This is a genomic window from Tahibacter sp. (genome assembly GCF_035481375.1).
Lineage (GTDB): Bacteria > Pseudomonadota > Gammaproteobacteria > Xanthomonadales > Rhodanobacteraceae > Tahibacter.
Map to the genome: position 1 here is coordinate 1 of NZ_DATIGT010000098.1, position 18756 is coordinate 18756.

At 67.2% G+C, this 18756-nt stretch carries 16 protein-coding genes; 1 reads left to right on the top strand and 15 read right to left on the bottom strand.

From position 1 onward, the window contains the following. The 15 genes from VLF18_RS05825 to VLF18_RS05895 form a co-directional block, all read right to left on the bottom strand. On the bottom strand, positions 1-340 hold a 340-nt coding region (locus tag VLF18_RS05825; RefSeq protein WP_325278674.1), incomplete at its 3' end, for a contractile injection system protein, VgrG/Pvc8 family. 91 nt (positions 341-431) lie between these two features. Then, entirely contained in the window at positions 432-1046 is a 615-nt protein-coding gene (locus tag VLF18_RS05830) for a hypothetical protein (RefSeq protein WP_325278675.1), read from the bottom strand. Further along, a complete protein-coding gene (locus tag VLF18_RS05835; RefSeq protein WP_325278676.1) occupies positions 1027-1551 on the bottom strand; it encodes a hypothetical protein in 525 nt (174 codons plus the stop codon). Before VLF18_RS05835 ends, VLF18_RS05830 begins: the two co-directional genes overlap by 20 nt. A gap of 36 nt (positions 1552-1587) precedes the next feature. Further along, the gene (gene tssH / locus VLF18_RS05840) at positions 1588-4395 is read right to left on the bottom strand and encodes a type VI secretion system ATPase TssH (protein WP_325278677.1); all 2808 of its coding nucleotides are present in this window, start codon (positions 4393-4395) and stop codon (positions 1588-1590) included. 16 nt (positions 4396-4411) lie between these two features. Further along, positions 4412-5467 (bottom strand): hypothetical protein, encoded by a 1056-nt coding sequence (locus VLF18_RS05845; RefSeq protein ID WP_325278678.1) that lies wholly within the window; start codon positions 5465-5467, stop codon positions 4412-4414. A 49-nt stretch (positions 5468-5516) separates the two neighbouring features. Further along, positions 5517-6608 (bottom strand): type VI secretion system baseplate subunit TssG, encoded by a 1092-nt coding sequence (gene tssG, locus VLF18_RS05850; RefSeq protein WP_325278679.1) that lies wholly within the window; start codon positions 6606-6608, stop codon positions 5517-5519. Beyond that, entirely contained in the window at positions 6605-8482 is a 1878-nt protein-coding gene (gene tssF / locus VLF18_RS05855) for a type VI secretion system baseplate subunit TssF (RefSeq protein WP_325278680.1), read from the bottom strand. The genes tssG and tssF overlap by 4 nt, the downstream gene beginning before the upstream one ends. A 5-nt stretch (positions 8483-8487) precedes the next feature. Next, positions 8488-9009, bottom strand: coding sequence for a type VI secretion system baseplate subunit TssE (gene tssE, locus VLF18_RS05860; RefSeq protein WP_325278681.1), 522 nt, complete (start codon positions 9007-9009; stop codon positions 8488-8490). Beyond that, positions 9002-9823, bottom strand: a complete 822-nt coding sequence (locus VLF18_RS05865) for a type VI secretion system accessory protein TagJ (RefSeq protein ID WP_325278682.1) — start codon at positions 9821-9823, stop codon at positions 9002-9004. Before VLF18_RS05865 ends, tssE begins: the two co-directional genes overlap by 8 nt. 122 nt (positions 9824-9945) lie before the next feature. Further along, complete coding sequence (locus VLF18_RS05870; protein ID WP_325278683.1) at positions 9946-10416, bottom strand: type VI secretion system tube protein Hcp; 471 nt, start codon at positions 10414-10416, stop codon at positions 9946-9948. A 183-nt stretch (positions 10417-10599) separates the two neighbouring features. Further along, entirely contained in the window at positions 10600-12096 is a 1497-nt protein-coding gene (tssC, locus tag VLF18_RS05875; RefSeq protein WP_325278684.1) for a type VI secretion system contractile sheath large subunit, read from the bottom strand. A gap of 26 nt (positions 12097-12122) precedes the next feature. Then, a complete protein-coding gene (gene tssB, locus VLF18_RS05880) occupies positions 12123-12671 on the bottom strand; it encodes a type VI secretion system contractile sheath small subunit (protein ID WP_325278685.1) in 549 nt (182 codons plus the stop codon). Between the two features lie 172 nt (positions 12672-12843). After that, positions 12844-13878, bottom strand: coding sequence for a type VI secretion system protein TssA (gene tssA, locus VLF18_RS05885; protein WP_325278686.1), 1035 nt, complete (start codon positions 13876-13878; stop codon positions 12844-12846). Positions 13879-13969: 91 nt separating this feature from the next. Then, positions 13970-14419 carry a TssQ family T6SS-associated lipoprotein gene (locus VLF18_RS05890; RefSeq protein ID WP_325278687.1) on the bottom strand — a complete coding sequence of 150 codons (450 nt, stop codon included), beginning with the start codon at positions 14417-14419 and terminating at the stop codon, positions 13970-13972. A 222-nt stretch (positions 14420-14641) separates the two neighbouring features. Beyond that, positions 14642-17602, bottom strand: a complete 2961-nt coding sequence (locus VLF18_RS05895; RefSeq protein WP_325278689.1) for a protein kinase domain-containing protein — start codon at positions 17600-17602, stop codon at positions 14642-14644. A 585-nt stretch (positions 17603-18187) separates the two neighbouring features. Here VLF18_RS05895 and VLF18_RS05900 point away from each other — a divergent pair. Then, positions 18188-18756: FHA domain-containing protein (locus VLF18_RS05900; RefSeq protein ID WP_325278688.1), on the top strand; the 569-nt coding region annotated here is incomplete at its 3' end.

The window sequence follows — 18756 nt, forward strand, 5'->3', positions numbered from 1 at the left end:
CCACCGACGACTGCTGCTGGAAGATCCGGTAGTCGCTGCGCCGCGTCGCGTACCACAGCCACGGCTTGAGCTGCGCCACGTACAGATGCTGCTTGCCGCGCCGGCCCGCCGAACGGAACTGCACGCACTGGCCGTTCAGATACCGCTTGCCCCCGCCTTCGACCTCGAAGTCCACCGTGATCGGCTGGCCCAGCAGCGACGGCGCCGCAATCCCGCGCTCCTCGCTCTTCATCGTGAGCTGGAAGTCGAACAGCTGCGACAGCGATTCTTTCCCCTGCAGGCCGTCGAAGCGCAGCACTTCGGGACCCAGAGGCGTGGTGACGTTCAGCGTGCGGTTCATGTGCTCCCCCAAGCGAAATTTCGGCCAAACGCGTCCGCGGCCGGCGGAATCGCGCCGGCCGTTACCGCGTTGTACACACCGTGCTGCTACGTCAGCGTGCGCCCCCCGCTGCGCCGACGTGCAGATCCTGCACCTGCAATGCTTCGCGCAATGAGACGGGCACGATGGACGGATCGTTGTAGCCCTGCAGTTCCTTCTGCAGCGCTTCCTTGCTTCCCCACGCCTTGATGTAGCGTACGACCGCATCGGCGAGCAGCGGTTTCAATTCCTGCGGCGACACGATCGCGTCGTCGCCGTAGAGCCGGTCGGGCACGCCGAGCACGTCGACCTTACCGCCCTTGTCTTTCAGCACGGCGCCGAAATCCGGCTCCATCGAGAAGCCCGGCTGCGCCGGATCATCCGATTCGATGCGCTGGAAGCCGGCGACGACGTAGTACGTCGCGCCGCCGGACTCGCTGCGCGCGTAGATCCACTGCGGCTGCGCGCCGAGATCGGCTTTCCTTGCCGTGGCGGCGGGCAGCCGCTCGAAGCGGATCTTCGTCGTGTCGTAGGCGATGCCGAACAGCGGATCGCTCATCGTCACCGGCATCGCCGGCGCTTTCTTGCTCGCACTGTCGGCCGCACCGACCGCAGCGCAGCCGGCGAGCGCGAATGCGACGAGCAACGCGTACCGGTGCAGGGCGGGCTTACGGACGAAAGACTTCATACGAGACTTTGTCCTTGCGATAACCCGGACCCGGATAGATGTCGGTGCCCTGCACGAAATCGGATACCCATTTGGCGCCGTTGAACATCTGGATGTGTCCCGCGACCTGGCCCGACGGCGGCTGCAGCACGACGATGTCGCCCTTTTTCGGCGAGTAGGCCACCGACGGCACCTTCGTGAAGCCGAGCTTCGTGAGGACCGGCCCGTAGTCCTTCGCGTAGACGGGCCGCGGCAGCGGAATCTTGACGCCGCCGGCTTCGATTGCCTCGCGCACGTAGCGTGCGCAGCGGCCCTGGCTCTTCGTGTGCGCGCTCGCGTCGACGTGCTTGACCGCCGCATCGACGCTGTAGCCCGGAACGCCACCGGCCGGCGCGAGCAGCGCCTGCTCGGGCTTTTCCGGGATGAAGGTCGGGCACGGCGTGACCACGCGCATCAGCGTGCCGAAGTCGATGCCGCAGCTGTTGCTGTCGAGACCGAGCGGACCGGGACGTGTCGGGGATGGCATGACGGCGGGCTCCTTGAGTCGGAATCAGTGTTGGAATCAGTCGATCGAATCGGCGGTCGCGGCCGCGGGCTGCACCGCGTCCTCGGCATAACCGTAGCGATACGCGAAATCGTCGCCGGTGACTTCGAGGCGGATCGTCGCGAGCTTGCGCCCGTCGGCGAGACAGCTCAGGAATTCGCGGCTGACAGTCGGAAGCACCGTATGGGTCAGGATCGCGTCGATCATGCGGCCGCCGGATTCGACTTCGTTGCAGCGCTGGATGACGAGCTGCACTGCGTCGTCGCCGTAGCCGAAGTCGATGCCGTGCTGCTCGGCGATGCGTTTCTGGATGCGACCGAGCTGCAGCTTGACGATGCGCGCGAGCGTGTCGTTGCTCAGCGGGTAGTACGGAATCGTCACGAGGCGGCCGAGGAACGCCGGCGGGAATTTCTGCAGCAGCGGCTCGCGCAGCGCTTTGTTCAGCGCTTCGGGTTCCGGCGCGAGTTCCGGATCGGCGGTGAGCTTCATGACGAGATCGGTGCCGATATTGGAGGTCAGCAGGATGATCGTGTTGCGGAAATCGATCGCGCGGCCTTCGCCGTCTTCCATCCAGCCCTTGTCGAAGACCTGGAAGAAGATTTCATGCACGTCGGAGTGCGCTTTTTCCACTTCGTCGAGCAGCACGACCGAGTAGGGTTTACGCCGCACGGCTTCGGTCAGCACGCCGCCTTCGCCGTAGCCGACATAGCCCGGAGGAGCGCCCTTGAGCGTGGAAACGGTGTGCGCTTCCTGGAATTCGCTCATGTTGATCGTGATGAGGTTCTGCTCGCCGCCGTAGAGGCTTTCGGCGAGCGCGAGCGCGGTCTCGGTCTTGCCGACGCCGGAAGGCCCGACGAGCATGAACACGCCGATCGGCTTGTTCGGGTTGTCCAGGCGCGCACGCGAGGTCTGGATGCGCTTCGTGATGAGTTCGAGCGCATGGCGCTGGCCGACGACGCGCCGGTCGAGCGTGTCGACGAGCTGCAGCACGGCGGTGATCTCGTCGCGCACCATGCGGCCGACCGGAATGCCGGTCCAGTCGGCGACGACGGATGCGACCGCGGTTTCGTCGACGGCGGGCAGGATCAGCGGCGATTCGCCCTGCAGCGCTTCGAGTTCGGCCTGCACGGCGGCGTGCTCGGCGAGCAGGAACGCGCGATCGGGCACGGGTTCGGTCACGGCGTCGCCGTCGGCCGGCGCGGCAGCGGGTGCCGCAGGCGCGACGGCCGGCTCACCGCCTTCGGCGGCTTCGGCCGCGGCCTTCGCGGCGGCGGCGAGTTCGCGCAGCCGCGCACGCAGGTCGAGCAGGCGCGTCGCGAGTTCGTTTTCCTGGTCCCAGCGCGCGCGCAGGCCGGTTTCGCGTTCGAGTTCGTGCGCGAGCTGCGCTTCGCAGCGCGTGCGGCGTTCGGCGACATCGAGGCCTACGGCGTCTTCGCGCTCGATGATGCCCTGCTCGGTGCGCAGGATCTCGATGCGCCGCGTGCAGTCCTCGAGTTCGGCCGGCGTCGTGTGCTGGCTGACCGCGACGCGCGCGCAGGCCGTGTCGAGCAGGCTCACGGCCTTGTCGGGCAGCTGGCGCGCCGGGATGTAGCGATGCGACAGCCGCACGGCCGCGGTCACGGCCTCGTCGAGCAGTGTGATCTTGTGGTGCTTTTCCAGAATGGTGACGATGCCGCGGACCATCGCGATGGCCTTGTCCTCGTCGGGCTCGTCCACTTGCACGACCTGGAAGCGGCGCGTCAGCGCCGGGTCTTTCTCGATGTGCTTCTTGTATTCGCTCCAGGTCGTCGCGCCGATCGTGCGCAAGGTGCCGCGCGCGAGCGCGGGCTTGAGCAGGTTCGCCGCGTCGCCGGTGCCGGCCGCGCCGCCGGCGCCGATCAGCGTGTGGACTTCGTCGATGAACAGGATGATCGGCTTCGGGCTCGCCTGCACTTCGTCGATGATCTGCCGCAGGCGCTGCTCGAATTCGCCCTTCATGCTCGCGCCGGCCTGCAGCAGGCCGATGTCGAGCATGAGCAGCGAGACTTCCTGCAACTGCGGCGGCACGTCGCCGCTCGCGATGCGCACGGCGAAGCCTTCGACGACGGCGGTCTTGCCGACGCCGGCTTCGCCGGTCAGCAGCGGGTTGTTCTGCCGGCGCCGCATGAGGATGTCGATGATCTGGCGGATCTCGTCGTCGCGGCCGGTGATCGGATCGATCTCGCCCTTGCGCGCGCGCTCGGTCAGATCGACCGCGAACTTGCGCAGCGCTTCCTGCTTGCCGAGCTGCGCCGGCGCCATCGCGCCGCTGACTTCGCCGGGCCCGCCGCTCGCGTCGAGACCGCTGCCGTCGGTTGCCGTCTGCTGGTCTTCGGGCGAGCCCGCGACGACCTTCGCGAGTTCGTTCGCGAACTTGTCCGGGTCGATGACCTGGAATTCCTTCGACATCGCATGCAGCACGGTGCGCAGGCTGGGGGTCTTCAGAATGCCGAGCAGCAGCGTCGCGCCGCGCACCTGGCTCTGGTTGTACATCAGCGTGGCGTAGACCCAGCCGCGCTCGACCGCGTTCTGCAGATGGTCCGACAGGTCGCTGATCGCGGTCGCGCCGCTCGGCAGGCGGTCGAGCGACTTGACCATGTCGGCGGCAAGCTTCGCCGCGTCGAGCTGATAGTGGCGGATGATGCGGTGCAGGTCGCTGTCGTTGTTCTGCAGCAGCTGGTGCAGCCAGTGCACGAGTTCCACATAGGGATTTCCGCGCAGTTTGCAGAACACGGCGGCGCCTTCCACGCCCTTGTAGAGCAGCGGATTGAGCTTGCCGAACAGCGCGGTACGACTGATCTCACTCATTGGGCAGATGTCCCTATCAACGGATCGAGGGAATGGCTTTCTTCGCGGCTTCGGACGCCGCTTCGGAAGCGGCATCCTTTGCCGCATCCTTGGCGATGTCGGTCGCGGCGTCCTTGACCTCTTTCTTGCGCGCGTCGTTCTTTTCCTTGCGCGCCTTCTTCTTGGCAGCAGCCGGGTCTTCGGTGGCGGCCGTGGCGTTGGCGGCATTCGCGTCGGCCGCGGCCGTCGCTGCGGTACCGGGCGCGGGTGCGGGCTGCGGCAGCGCGTTCTTCATCGGCGGCGCGCTGAACGCGCGGTTGGCGTCGTCGCGCACGTTGGCGATCGGCGTGGCCGGCGTGCGTGCGAGCACCCAGGGCGCGCTCGCGTCGTCGCGCGTCAGCGAATAGGCCAGCGGGCGGCCGTCGTCGCCGATCACGCGCTCGGGTCCGCGCGGCAGCAGCGAATACAGCAGCACTTCGTAGCCGTTGATCTGCGTGTTCGTCGCCCAGCGCGAAGGCACGAGCCGCGCGAAGTTCAGCACCGTCGAATTCGGCAGCTTGCCGATGACCTTGTCGCGCAGGCCGGCTTCGGCGAACAGCGGGTAGTAGACCGGCGCGCCGCGCACGCTCGTGTCGATGACGTGCAGGAAGCCGAAGCGCTGCCAGTCGCCGATGCCGTAGAGGCCGGCGCCGATACCGGAAATGACGAGGTATTTCTTCTTCGGCAGCGTGACTTCGAGGAGTTCCGCGTCGTCGGTGTTGAGCAGCGGAAACGGGCCCCACGGCGACTCGTTCGCGGCGAAGGTCTTGCGGCCGTATTCGATCTCGGCGTGTTCGGCGTCGACCGTGATGTAGGCAGGCGCTTCCTTGACCGGCACGGTGTAGCGCGGCGGATCGACCGACGGATCGCGCGTGAACGCGTCGCTGAGCGGCGCGACCGTGATGCGCTGGCCCTGCCAGACGCCTTCGAGCGCCTGCACGAGCGCCGGATCCGGCGGCGGCGCCGCCGACGCGGCCGTGGCGCAGAGGCCGAGGATCAGCGCCGCGGCGACGCGGAACGGAGAGAACGGAGTACGCGGGTCGGGCCTGGTCATGAGTCGAATTCCGTAGTGCGAGTCTGGCGAAACAGCAGGGATTGCAGGGTCATGCCGCGGCTGCGGCGGGGCCGGCGCGTTCGCGCCGGATGCGTTCGGGGTCGAGCACGAGGTCGTCGCGGTCGCGCGGCACGCCGCCGCCGAGCCAGGTCGTCCAGCCCAGCCGCGTGTCGCCGCCGAGCCGCGCCTGCGGCACGTCGGCACGGCGCAGCACGAGGCACACGTCCCAGTCGAGTTCGATGCCAACGTAGGTGCGCACCCAGTCGAGCAGCTGGCGATGCCCCGTGCCCGGCGGCAGCAGATCGTCGTAGGAACTGCGCGACATCGGACCCAGGCGCACGCGGAAGCGGTGCTGGCGGTCCCACACGGCATTGCCGGCGACGAGGTCGACGCCGAGGCTGCTGCCGCGGTTCGCGCCGAGCCGCGAGCGCTGGTCGCGCGGCAGCGGCAGCCAGCGGCCGACGAATTCCTCGATCGCGGCGGGCACGCGGAAAAAATTGCCGAGAATGCGCGCGAGGCCTTCGGCGTTGCGCGTCTGGCGCACGAGATGGCCGGCGTGATTGAGCCGCGCGTGGTCGGGCACGCTGTCGCGGTTGCGCGTCGCGCCGAGGCCGTAGGAAATCGTGCTCGCCGCGTGGCGTGTGAATTTCTCGTCGTGCGGGCGGTCGAGACTGACCGTCGACTGCGCGTCGGCCCAGGCGCGATAGAACAGCAAGGTGAGCCGGTGGTGGAATACGTCGGCGAACTCGATCAGCGTGCGGTCGCCGTGGTGGATCGCGCGTTCGTGCGCGTATTCCGTCATGACGAGCGGCAGCGGGCCGTTCGGACCGAACAGGCCGAAGCTGTGGATCACGAGCTTCGGACCGCCCTTGCGCCGCCCGCTCTCCAGGCGCGCCAGCGTCGACGGCGCGAAGAACGACGACGGTTCCTGGCCGATGCGCAGCGGTTCCTGCGACGGCCGCTTCGCGCGGCCGAGGCGCGGGAAATGCGGATGCAGCGCCTCGACGCGGCGCAGCAGCGCGAACAGGTCGTAGGCATGCGGCGCCTGTTCGAGCGCCTGCCACAGCGCGGCGATGTCGCGCGCCTGCTGCTGCGTCAGCGCGGGTTCCTGCGGCACCGATGGCGAGGACGCATCGCTCATGCGACCGGCCTCCGGCCGAAGCGCGGCGCCCATTGGCCCAGCGTTCCGCGCTGGGCGCTGACGAGCTTCGTTTCCGTGAACGTGTTCAGCGCGACGTGGCGCGCGAGGAACTGTTCGAGCACGGCGCCGAACAGGTACGGGCTCGTGCCGGCGAAGTGGCTTTCGTCGATCGTGACGTCGATGCCGACGCCGCGGCCGAACGTGATCGGGCCGCCACCGGGCAGGCGCCGCGTGATCGGCGTGAGCTTCGTCTGCAGCACCGCGTTCGCGTGGCGCGCGACGGCGGCGTCGCCGAGCGCGGTATAGAGGCTCAGCAGTTCGCGCAGCGCGAGCGCGCCCTGCTCCGGACTCAGGTCGGTCAGCGTCTGGTAGTTGAGGCCCAGATGGCTGATCAGGCGCCAATTGATTTCGCCTTCGGGCACGGCCGACACGGGTCGCGTCGGGCCCTGCAGCACGCGCACGCCGCTGACCGGCACCGAGTCGACCGGCACGAGGTCGTGCTGCCCGCCGACGGCCATCAGCATCGCGAGATCGCGATTCGTCACGGTCATCTCGACGCCGAGCTGGCGCAGGCCCGAACCGTAGGGCGCCTCGTGCTGGTTCACGAGCGACAGGTACACCTCGGAGCCGAGATAGGTCGTGCGCGAACCGTGGCGCGACATCGAGCTCGACGCGAGGCGCGGTTCGCGCCGCACCGTGAAATACGTGCCGTGATTGCCGCGGTCGCCGACGAGGCTCGAATAGAACGGGCGGAATTTCGCTTCGACGGCGTTGTCGCGCCCGAAGCCTTCTACCTGCTCGACGCTGTAGACCTCATAGTTCAGCGGATGCGTGCGGTCGGGAACGACGTGCAGTTCGTAGCGGCTGTCGCCGACGTGGATGCGGTCCGAACGCATCGAGATCAGGTTCACGGCCGGCGTGCAGAACAGCAGGAAATGCGTCGCGTCGACGACGGTCTCGAGTTCGCTGACGTCCTGGTCGAGCAGGATGCTGACCTCGAACCCGTCGAGCGCTTCGAGCCCCTGCAGCGCCTGCCGCAGACCGTCGAGCGCGACGAAGTGATAGCGGCTCGGGAACGCGAAGTATTCGTGCAGCAGCCGGTAGCCCTGGAATCCGCGGCCGTTGTACGGCAGCAGCGACTGCGCGTCGTCGAAGCCCTCAGGCTGTACGGCACCGGCGCCGAGCTGGCGCCATTCCGTCGCGGCCTTCTTGCTGCGCGCTCGCACCGACACGCCGAGTACATGGCCGCAGAGCAGTTCGTGCAGCCGCGAGGTGATGTGCGGGCTGCCGGCCAGATGCAGCGACAGGCGGTCGGGCGGCGGATTCTTGCCGCTCAGCGGCGCGTTGAACTGGAAGTTCAGGCGCAGGCTCGCCTTGACCGGCATGTCCTGGCGCAGCCGGTTGACGCGCACGTCGGTCGGCACGCCCTCGAAGCGCGCGGTGGTGACGCGCAATGGCCACAAATCCACATCGTGCGCCGTGCGGAATTCGCAGCCGGCCTGCCCTTCGATGTGGCTGGGCGCGCGCAGGCGTTCGCCGCGCTCGATGCGGAACGAGTCGCCCTGGTTGCCGGTCATCTCGCCGGGCGTGAACTGGACGATGCACATCGCCGGCGTCGGTGCGAGGTAGTTCGGATAGATGACTTCGAGCAGCCGCTGCGAGAAGCGCGGGAATTCCGCGTCCATCTTCAGCTGGATGCGCGCGGTCAGGAAGCTGAAGCCTTCGAGCAGGCGTTCGACGTAGGGATCGGCGACCTCGATGTCGCGCATGCCCAGGCGCGCGGCGATCTTCGGATTGTTTGCCGCGAACTCCGCGCCGAGTTCGCGCAGGTAGTTCAGTTCGGTGTTGTAGTAGCCGACGAGTCGCGGATCCATGGCCCCTAACCCATCAGGTCTTCGAGCAGGATCTGCCCGCTTTCGAGATCGACGCGCGAGCGCAGCAGCAGATCGATCGGATACGGTTCGGACCAGAGCTGGCCGCGGATTTCCATGGTCAGCTGGTTGTGCGTGCGATAGCCGTCCTCGGACGGCAGGATCTTCACGACGAGACTTTCGGGCAGCACGCGCGGCTCGAACGTGCGGATCGCGGCCTTGATCGCGGCCTGCACGTCGTCGAGGTCGTCGTCGATGAGGTGACGCCCGGACAGCGCAGGCACGCCGAAATTCACGACCGATGTCCGCACCTGGTCGGCGCCGCCGAGATCGGTTTCCGATTCGGCGTTCGTCGTGTTGAGCAGGAATGAGATATCGCGCAGCACCGACTGGCGATACGTCGCCTTCGTCATGGTGCGCTCCTGCAGCGCCTCGTTGCGATTGTCCGGATGATGATCGGTCAAACGATCCAGCAGCACCGGCAACAGCCGGGTCGAACGCGCCCCCTGCAGCGGATTCGACTTACTCATCGACGCCCGCTTCGTCTTCGTCCGCGGCGCGCTCGAGGCTGCGCACGGAGAGGAACGCGTGGTCGTCGACGTTGCTGACCCAGCTGCGCTGGCCGAAACCGGCGTAGGCGTCTTCGCCGATGGCCTGCCATGTCGTCAGCGATGCGAGCGCGAGGCGTTCGTCGGACTGGCCGTAGCTGCGCGGGTAGCGGCTCGGCACGAGCACGACGTGCTGTCCGCCGTTGCGCAACGTGAGGCGCCCGGGCAACCAGACGAGATCGCGCAGATCGGTCGGCGCTTCGAAGTCGAGTTTCTGGATGTGATCGAACGGCAGCCAGTAGTACTGGCCTTTCAGAATGATTTCGCAGACCGGGCCGAGGCGCGAGTCGGCATCGGCGAGCCACTCGACCGGCGTGCCGTCGAGCACGAACGGCGTCGCGGGCGCGGCGTCGAAGGCCTGCTGCATGAGTTCGTCGGCGAGCGCGTCGTCCTTGCCGCGGCTGGCCAGCGACTGGCTGAGGGTCGCGAACCACGGCTCTGGTTCGCCGATCGTCTGCGGCGGCAGTTCGCCGGCAAACACTTTTTCGCGCTGCAATTCGCAGCGGATCGCCTCGCGGTACATCTGCGCCATCGGAATCGCGGACGCACCGAGCGTCGCCGCGGTCTGCAGCTGCGCGACCGCGCGCGTCCAGTTGCCGGTCAGCATGCTGAGCTGGGCGAGATGCACGCGCAGCGGCAGGCTGTCCGGTTGAGTGCGAATCTTCGCGACGAGTTCGGCCTGCTGTTCGGCCAGGGACTGATCGCGACGCATCGTGGCAGACAAGGTGGCGTCCATGCGCAACGGTTCCTGCTGGTTTACGACGAAAATGCCGGTGACGGAGAGCGGCTCGCGCCGCCTCCGCACCGGGAACGAACAAATCGACGCCGGCGGTGACGAAGCTGGCGTCGCAATGTTGCTTAGGCCGCCTTGTTCTGCTTGACGTCCCAGGCGCCGGTAACGGCTGCACCCATGGAGCCATCGGCGTTCTGTTCCTTCACTTCGACCTTGATCTTGGCGTAGGACATGCCGATTTCTTCGATGACGCGCGGGCTGTTCGTCGCGCCGACCGGACGCACGTGCGTGATCAGCACGTCGTTCAGCGTGACCTTCATGTATTCCTGCGAGCCGTCACCGGACTTGCAGCACGACAGCACGACCTGGCCGATCGGCTTGCCGCTGGCGCAGTACTTGATGAAATTCGCCGTCGCCTTGTCCACATAGTGGGTGATGACGAGTTCGCTGAAGTTGGCCTTGCCCACGCCGCCGCCGCCGCCCGTGTGCGTCGAGGACGACTGGCTGACCGCGTAAGCAAAGCTCAGCACATCAACCCAGTTCGAGTGCTTCGAATCTTTCGATTCGCCGTCGATGCCCGCGAACTGCGCAAACATGTCCTGCTGCGAGTCTTTCGGTGCGGTATCGACCGAAAGCGCGGGGGACGCGAGAAGATTTGAGCCCATTCCGAGAGTTGCCATACGTTTAGTCCTTAACTTCGATGGATAAAAAGAGCCGGCCTATTACCAGGGGGAGCCGGTTCAGTCCTGCCGAGCGTCGGTATAGGCCTCGCTCAGCCCTCACTGCCCGCCAGCTTTGACGGACGGAAGCTTGGAAACCAGGCGCAGCGACACCGTCAGCCCTTCGAGCTGATAGTGCGGGCGCAGGAAGAATTTCGAGGTGTAGAAACCTGGGTTGCCTTCCACCTCTTCCACCTGGACCTCGGCAGCCGCCAGCGGCTTGCTCGCCTTGGTCTCCTGGGACGAATTGGCCGGATCACCGTCGACGTAGTTCATGATCCAGTCGTTGAGCCACCGCTGCATGTCGTCGCGCTCCATGAAGGAACCGATCTTGTCGCGCACGATACATTTCAAATAGTGCGCAAAGCGGCAGCACGCGAACAGATACGGCAGGCGCGCGGCGAGGTTCGCGTTCGCGGTTGCATCCGGATCGTAGTATTCGGACGGCTTCTGCAGCGACTGGGCGCCGATGAACGCGGCGATATCGGTGTTCTTGCGGTGGATCAGCGGCATGAAGCCGTTCTTCGCGAGCTCGGCTTCGCGGCGGTCGGAGATCGCGATCTCGGTCGGACACTTCATGTCGACGCCACCGTCGTCGGACGGGAACGTGTGCGTCGGCAGACCTTCGACCGCGCCGCCGGACTCGACGCCTCGGATCGACGTGCACCAGCCGTAGTACTTGAACGAGCGGTTGATGTTGACCGCCATCGCGTACGCCGAGTTGGCCCAGCAGTAGTTGCTGTGCGTGGCACCGTCGGTCGACTCCTCGAAGTCGAACTCGTCGATCGGATTCGTGCGCGCGCCGTAGGGCAGACGGGCGAGGAAGCGCGGCATGGCCAGGCCGAGATAGCGCGAGTCCTCCGAATTGCGCAGGCTGCGCCAGGCGACGTATTCGGTGTTCTCGAAGATCTTGGTCAGGTCGCGTGGATTCGCGAGCTCCTGCCAGGTTTCCATCTGCATGGTCGTCGGCGCCGCGCCCGCGATAAAGGGACAATGCGACGCGGCCGCGATCTTGGACATTTCAGTCAGCAGTTCCACGTCCGGCGGCGAGTGGTCGAAGTGATAGTCGCCGACGATGCAGCCGTAGGGAACGCCGCCGAGCTGGTCGTATTCCGCTTCATAGATCTTCTTGAAGATCGGACTCTGATCCCAGCCTATGCCCTTGTGGCGGCGCAGGGTGCGATGCAGGTCGCGCTTGGAGATCGTCATGAACTTGATCTTGAGCATCTCGTCGACTTCGGTGTTGTTGACGAGATAGTGCAGACCGCGCCAGGCGCTCTCGAGCTGCTGGAAATCGGCGTGATGGATGATCGCGTTGATCTGCTCGGACATCTTGCGATCGATCTCGGCGATGATCGCCTCGATCGCCTTGTACGAGTCGTGCCCGATCGTGACCGTGTTCGACAGCGCCTGCTCGGCGAGCGTGCGCACGGCGATCTGGACGGCCTCCTTGGCCTCGTCGGTCTTGGGCTTGAACTCCTTCTGCAGCAGCGATGCGAAATCGCCGGCTTCGGCAAAAGCAGTCTGTTTTTCCTGGAGAGCTTGATTCTGCGCCATGAGTGGATTCCCCGTGGTCTGTGCGCTCAGCCGGCGCTGTTGTCGGTGTCGGCCTTCGGCGCCTGCGGCGCGGCCGCCAGCGACTTCAGCAGGGTGGGATCGTTGAGCACTTTCGCGATCAGTTCCTCGGCGCCGGTCTTGCCGTCCATGTAGGTCAGCAGGTTGTTGAGCTGCGTGCGCGCATCGAGCAGCTGCGACAGCGCATCGACCTTCTTCGCGATCGCGCCCGGCGAGAAGTCGTCCATGCTCTCGAACGTGATGTCGACGGCCATGTTGCCTTCGCCGGTCAGCGTGTTCGGCACGGTGAACGCGACGCGCGGCTTGATCGCCTTCATGCGGTCGTCGAAGTTGTCGATGTCGATCTCGAGGAACTTGCGGTCGGCCACCGGCGGCAGGTCTTCGACGGGCTTGCCGGCGAGGTCGGCCATGACGCCCATGACGAACGGGATCTGCACCTTTTTCTCGGAGCCGTAGACCTCGACGTCGTATTCGATCTGCACGCGGGGCGCCCGGTTGCGGCCGATGAACTTCTGCGCGCTGCTCTTGTTGGTGCGGGTGTATTTGGAACCGCTCATCTGCGCAATCTCCTGGAATTCGCCACTGATCTGTCGATGTACGTGCCAACGGTATTCGTGCAAAGCGGGACAGGCGTCGGACTGCCTGGGGACGAACCTGCCGGCTGCACGGCGGCGGCCAGGTCGGGCGGTACAGCGTCGAATCGGATTCCGGTCGCGAACGAAGTCATGGTCAGCTCCGGTTCGTGCCGGCCAGGAGTTCGGCCTGGGCCAGACCGTCGGGCGCGAGTTCCCGCAGGATCTGCAGGAAGTCCATGCCGATGAGCCCACGCGCGCGCCGGATCAGCAGCGGCGCGGGATTCGCCGGCTCGGTCGCCTCGAGGAATTCGCAGACCGCGTCGAGCATGCGGACCGCGTCCTGACGCGTCAGCGCGCGACGCGGTACGCCGCCGCCGCCTTCGCCCGCAACGGTTCCGGAATCTTCCGCCGAGGCCGTCTCGCCGCCTGCGTCGCCGGCGTCCGGCGCATCGCCGCCGGCGGCCTTGCGTTGCAGCGGCGGCGGAAACACGAGATCGATCCAGGCAAGCAGTTCCGGCAGATCCGGCGATTCGGTCGATCCCATCTGCTCACGGCACAGCGCGTCCAGTTCGCGCACGTGCGCGCGCAGTTCGATGAGCGCGGCCAGATGCGGATTGCCGGCGCCGATCTCCTCGAGCAGCAGCGGCTCTATCTGATGACGAGCGATCGCGGCGGATCCCGACGTGTCGCGATTCGCGGCGACCTTCTCGATGACCGACAGTTCCAGCGCGCCGAGCTGCCGCGTCGGCAGCGCGATGGCGCGCAGGTCGCCGAGCAGGCCCTCGGCCGCGGAGAGGCTGTTCAGCGCATTGCTGCGCGGCAGCGGATCGTATTCGCCGTCGACCTGCAGCGCGGGAAATGCGTCGTTCCAGTAGCGGCGCGCGAGTTCGAGCGTCAGCGCGACGCCCTCGACGGCGCCGGGAAGCCCGTGTCTGCGTGCGAGCGCGCGGGCGACGAACACGGTGAGGCGAAAGTCCTTGCTGCGTCCGAGCAGGCTCACGGCCTGCCTCTGCACGAGCGCCCAGTCGGGTCCTTCGGCCGGGATCACCGTGTCGCCGTACTGGCGCTCGGGCTGGCCTTCGACGCTGCGCTCGAGCGCGAGGAACTCGCCGTCGTAGTCGAGCTCGACCCCGCAGGAGCCGTCGGCGCCTACCGGTGCGAGCAGCGAATCGACATCGATCAAACTCATTGTCACCCCTGTTTCGATACGCGCGCGGCCGAGGCCGCGCTGGTATTTCGGTCTGCGTGCGGTCAGGGCCGCGCGCCGACATCACGAACGGCTATTGTGCATTCTTCGCATTCTTGAATTCGGGCCCCCAGAGCGGGTGGTTGTGTTCCGCCGGCGTGAGGTCGAAGTTCGGATCGAGCTGCAGCGCTCGTTCGAACGACTGGCGGCACAGCGAGGGCCGTTCGGTCACGCAGTAGGTGAAGGCCAGATGCTTCAGCGCGGAAATCTTGATCGTGTCGCTCGCGGCCCAGATGTCGGGCGAGAGCAGCGTCGCCTCGGCCTGCGCGTAGGAGCCGCCTTCGTATTCGCCGACGCCCTTGGCCAGCGTGTCCTTGCCGCGCGCTTCGGCCTGCTGGCGAGCGACTTCGGCCGGATCCGGCGGCGGTGCGGGCGCGGGCTTGGGCTTGTTGGCGGCGCAGGCGCCGAGACAGGCAGCAAAAGCGAACGCCAGCGCGAGCTTGGCGGCGCGACGGGATTGGGCCTTGAATTCCGTATTAAGCAAGTGACGCTCCCCTGTTCATCTCAGTTCCGTGATCGTTCGGCCCGAAGCGCCCCGGGACGCTTCGGACGGCCGCGCCATGCGGCCGTGCCGCAGTGACGCGAACGCCGTCGGCGCAAAACCGACGGCGCACCGGCGGAAACCGCCGGCTGGATCTGGTTCGACAGGCGCCCCCCGACGTCCTGTTTCTTTCGCGCCTTTCGCGCGACCGGCGGACCGGCGTCGTTATTGCCCGGCGGCACCGCCTCCGGCAGCCTGCTGGAAACGGTGTTCGATCGCGGCCGGTTGACCGGCCGTCACGACGAGCTGCCGGCGCATCGACTGCAGGCCCGGATTGCGCAGTTCCACGTTGTAGGTACCCGGCTCGAGCTGCAGGAAGCGCATCGGCGGGCTGACGCCCTTGAGGCTTCCGTTGATCCACACCTCGCCCCAGGGCTGAATGCTGAGTTTCACATTTCCGGTTTTGGCCAACGCCACTTTATTCGCATCGCGCTTCGCGCGGGTTGCGGATTCTCGCGGACGGCTCGTTTCCTCGCTGCGCGGCGCGGTCGAGGCCGTCAGGTCGACGGTCTTTACGGCGTCGGCACTGACCGGCGCGGGCGTGCTCGCTGCCGATGAGGCCGGTGTGGCGGGCGCCTGCGCGACCGGATCGGCCGGCGGCGGCGGTACTGCGGGCGGCAGGGTCTGGCCCGGGCCTTCGAAGCTGGCCGACGTCGTTTCGCTCGGCGCCGCGAGCGGCGCGAGCACCTGATTCGGATCGACCGGCGCGGCAGCCGCGACAGTCGGATCGACCGCGGCCGGCGCTGCGGCGTTCGGATCGACTGGTGCGGGCGTCGCGGCGTTCGGATCCGCGGCCGCGAGCGGCGCATTCGGGTCGACCGCGGCCGGCGCATTCGGATCGATGGCGGCGGCCGGCGGCGTCTCGCTGGCGGCCGTCGCCGCAGGCGCGGTGGTTTCGCCGGACGCGGCCGGCGTCGCCGGCGTTTCCGCGACGATCGGCGGCGGCGCGACGGTTTCCGGGCTCGACGTCAGATACCAGGTCAGCAGCGTCGCGGCGACGACGAGCACGCTGCCGCCGATGGCCGGCAGCAGCCACGGCCGCGACGGCGGCGGGGCTGCGACGACAACGGCGGGCTTGTTGCTGTTCGGTGCGTCGACGCGTGCCGGCGGCGCGGCCGGAACGGCGACGGGACGCGATTCGGTCGCGAGACGTCCCGACAGCAAATCTTCCATTTCGGGAAAACTGTTGCTTTCGGGCTTCACGTGCTTGGACGGCATCGCAAGAGGATCGAGCTCGAGTGCCGACGGTGCCGGTTTCGCAAGTGCGACCGGCGACGGCAGGATCACGGTCGGCTCGTTCGCGTTGGCCGCGACCGGCGCTGGTGCCGAGGCGGCCACGCTGCGTGCGAGCGCGAGCGCATCGGGCGCCGGCATGACGACCGTCGCGTCGCTTGCGGCGGCGGCCGGCCTGGGCGGCGCGACCGGCTTCGTCTTCGCGACATCGACGAGCGGACGCGGCGCGGGCATGACCGCGGTCGCCTCGTTGTCGGGCGAAGCCGACGGCGGCGGCGGAGTCGCGGCGCGCACCGGCGGCAGCGATATCGGCTCGAGACGGGATTCGGAGACGACGATGGGTTCGCGCTCGACGACGGGCTCGGGCTTGTCCATCGGTTCGAGCGTCAACTCGAATGCCGACAGCGGCGGTGCGGCGGCGGCCCTGGCTTCGATGACGGGCGCGGGCGGCGGTTCCGCACCGGTTTCGGCCATCGCAACCACGGGCTCCGGCACAAAAGCGGGCTCCGGCACGACGACGGGCTCGGCCATCAGCGGCGCGGGTTCGGCGATGTCGGCCAGCGGCGGCGCGACGTTGGCGACGAGCGGTACACGAGTGGAAATGTCGACGATGCTGGCCGGTGCAGACTGTTCCACAGCGGCGAACGGCGTTTCGGGCTCGGGCGGAGCCATGTCGACGGCAGCGGACTCTGCCGGCGAGGCTTCGGCTTCGACGGCGGCCGCATGGGCCGCAGCGACGAGCGGTGCGATCGGCACGACGTCGACGACGGGCGGTGGTTCCGCGACGGTCTGCGCCACGGGCGTTGCCCGTTCGGCAGCGGCCGCGGCCGCCGCGGCGGCTTTCGCGCCGGCGAGCTGCTGCACGAGCGCGGCGACTTCCTGCGCCGACACGATGACGGTGCGTTCGTCTTCGCCGCCGCCCGGAAGGTCGATGTCGACCGCGACCGGCTCGACGATCTCGGGTGCGTCGGCCGTGGCCGGCGCGGCCGCGAGGATCGCGGACGGAATCTGCGGCGGCGGCGCGAGATTGATGATGGTCTTGTCGTTCTCGGTCACGCGCAGCAGCGCGCGCAGTTCGGCGATCGACTGCGGACGGTCGGTCGGCTGCAGCGCGAGCGCGCGGTCGATCGCCGTGAGGAACTCGCGCGAATAACCGCTGAGGCCGGCGTCGGCCAGCGGCTGCAATGAATCCTTCATGATGCGCGAGATCGACGCCGGCGGCGGACAGCCGACGATCGCAAAGTGAAGCAGCGCGCCGACGGCGTAGACGTCGGTCCACGGTCCCTGCGGCAGCGCGAAGTCGCTCGAATACTGTTCGATCGGCGCGTAGCCCGGCTTGACGACGACGGTGATCGCTTTCTGCAGACCGGTCACGACTTCGCGTGCCGAGCCCAGATCGAGCAGCACCGGCGTGCCGTCGTTCTTGATCAGGATGTTGTCCGGCGCGATGTCGCGATGGAACACGTTGCGCGAGTGCAGCAGGTCGAGCACATCGAGCACCGGAGCGACGATGCCGCGCAGCCAGGGCTCGTCGCCCTTGCCGCCCATGTCCTTGAGTACGGACCGCAGCGTCTTGCCGGTATAGCGCGGCATGACCATGTAGGCCGTGCCGTTTTCTTCCCAGAACTGCAGCACTTCGACGAGGCCGGGGTGCTTGAACTGGGCGAGCAGGCGCGCTTCGTTGATGAAGCCGTTGAGACCGGCCTCGAACGTCTCGCGATTGTGCTCGGAACGGATGCGGACCGTCGTCGATGCGACACGGCCCGCGAGCGAGATGGGAATGTATTCCTTGATTGCGACGTCGCGCATGAGCTGCAGGTCGCGCGCGCCATACACAATGCTGAACCCGCCTTCGCCGAGCGTCTCGACGATTTCGAACTCGCGCAGCCGCATGCCTGCCACGAGCGCGTTCCCCGGCGCAAGGTCGGAGTGTGGACCTTTGCCGGAAATGATCGGAGTGACGCGCGCGTTTACAGTTGCGTCCATGCCTGCGAATCGGAGAGGGAGGGCGTCGTATGCAATTTAGGCGAAAAGAAAGCGCAGTGCAAAGAGCAGGTTTGGCCTTTGTGACCCGGTTTCATATTTCCTCTCCCGCGCGCCGTAATACTGCGTCAACAATTTGTGATGTAGCCGTTGTCGGCAACGGGCGCAATTACGCGCAGCGTAGCGGCGAACCGTTATCGCGCGGTCGTGCTCGGTGTTTCCGTGTCGGAGTTCCCGGTTCGAGCGTAGCCTTTGCGCACTACGTCGCCATGACATCGCAGCGCGGTCTCGACGCGCGAGACGCGTGCCGCCGATACGCGATGCATGCGGGCAGCGGCGGCGGCGTGATGCGTTTGCGAAGGGGGAAGGGTTTTGATAGCTTCAAAATTTTCAGGGCTTGGCCTGTGTGCGCACGGGTCGGTTCCGCAGCGACGCAGCGCGACCGGTAAGCGCCGCAGGTTCCGAAACGCATCGGACGCGCACGAGGGAGCGTGAATGTCGGTCAGGCTGGAACTCGTGGTGCTGTCCTATAACGGCCAGGTATTGGCCGCGCCGCTGAGCCGTGCGCTGGATGCGCCCGTCAGCCTTGGCCGCGGCAGCGACAACGACCTGCCGTTGAACGATCCGGAACGTCTGATCTCGCGCCATCAGGCACGCCTGAGCATGGGCCCGGCCGGCACCGTCGACATCAGCAACCTGAGCAGCAGCAGCTCGCTCTTCATCAACGGCAACGAACTCGCACCAGGCCGCAGCTGCACGATGAGCCCGTCGGATCAGCTGCTCGTCGGCCGCTATGTGCTGGGCCTGCGGCCCGCGACGCTGCCCGCTTCTGCGCCCGCACCGGCGCGTGCCGTTGCACCGATTGCTCCGGTCGACACGTTTGCTCCGATCGAGACCGCTGTGTCTGCTGCGCCGGTCGCCGCATCGCCGACACCGGTTACCCCTGCCTCGGCGCCATCTGCCGCATCGTATACGATTCCACCGCCATCGTCCGCGGCGAAGCCCGCCGCGCCGCGCCCCGCGCCGGTTCCGCCCGCGGCGCCGATGGCGACGCGGCCCAAGCC

What these genes read in the sequence shown, in the direction of transcription:
- VLF18_RS05830 (WP_325278675.1), bottom strand. Translation starts at nt 1,046, where the DNA reads ATGAAGTCTTTCGTCCGTAAGCCCGCCCTGCACCGGTACGCGTTGCTC.
- VLF18_RS05835 (WP_325278676.1), bottom strand. Translation starts at nt 1,551, where the DNA reads ATGCCATCCCCGACACGTCCCGGTCCGCTCGGTCTCGACAGCAACAGC.
- tssH (WP_325278677.1), bottom strand. Translation starts at nt 4,395, where the DNA reads ATGAGTGAGATCAGTCGTACCGCGCTGTTCGGCAAGCTCAATCCGCTG.
- VLF18_RS05845 (WP_325278678.1), bottom strand. Translation starts at nt 5,467, where the DNA reads ATGACCAGGCCCGACCCGCGTACTCCGTTCTCTCCGTTCCGCGTCGCC.
- tssG (WP_325278679.1), bottom strand. Translation starts at nt 6,608, where the DNA reads ATGAGCGATGCGTCCTCGCCATCGGTGCCGCAGGAACCCGCGCTGACG.
- tssF (WP_325278680.1), bottom strand. Translation starts at nt 8,482, where the DNA reads ATGGATCCGCGACTCGTCGGCTACTACAACACCGAACTGAACTACCTG.
- tssE (WP_325278681.1), bottom strand. Translation starts at nt 9,009, where the DNA reads ATGAGTAAGTCGAATCCGCTGCAGGGGGCGCGTTCGACCCGGCTGTTG.
- VLF18_RS05865 (WP_325278682.1), bottom strand. Translation starts at nt 9,823, where the DNA reads ATGGACGCCACCTTGTCTGCCACGATGCGTCGCGATCAGTCCCTGGCC.
- VLF18_RS05870 (WP_325278683.1), bottom strand. Translation starts at nt 10,416, where the DNA reads ATGTTTGCGCAGTTCGCGGGCATCGACGGCGAATCGAAAGATTCGAAG.
- tssC (WP_325278684.1), bottom strand. Translation starts at nt 12,096, where the DNA reads ATGGCGCAGAATCAAGCTCTCCAGGAAAAACAGACTGCTTTTGCCGAA.
- tssB (WP_325278685.1), bottom strand. Translation starts at nt 12,671, where the DNA reads ATGAGCGGTTCCAAATACACCCGCACCAACAAGAGCAGCGCGCAGAAG.
- tssA (WP_325278686.1), bottom strand. Translation starts at nt 13,878, where the DNA reads ATGAGTTTGATCGATGTCGATTCGCTGCTCGCACCGGTAGGCGCCGAC.
- VLF18_RS05895 (WP_325278689.1), bottom strand. Translation starts at nt 17,602, where the DNA reads ATGCGGCTGCGCGAGTTCGAAATCGTCGAGACGCTCGGCGAAGGCGGG.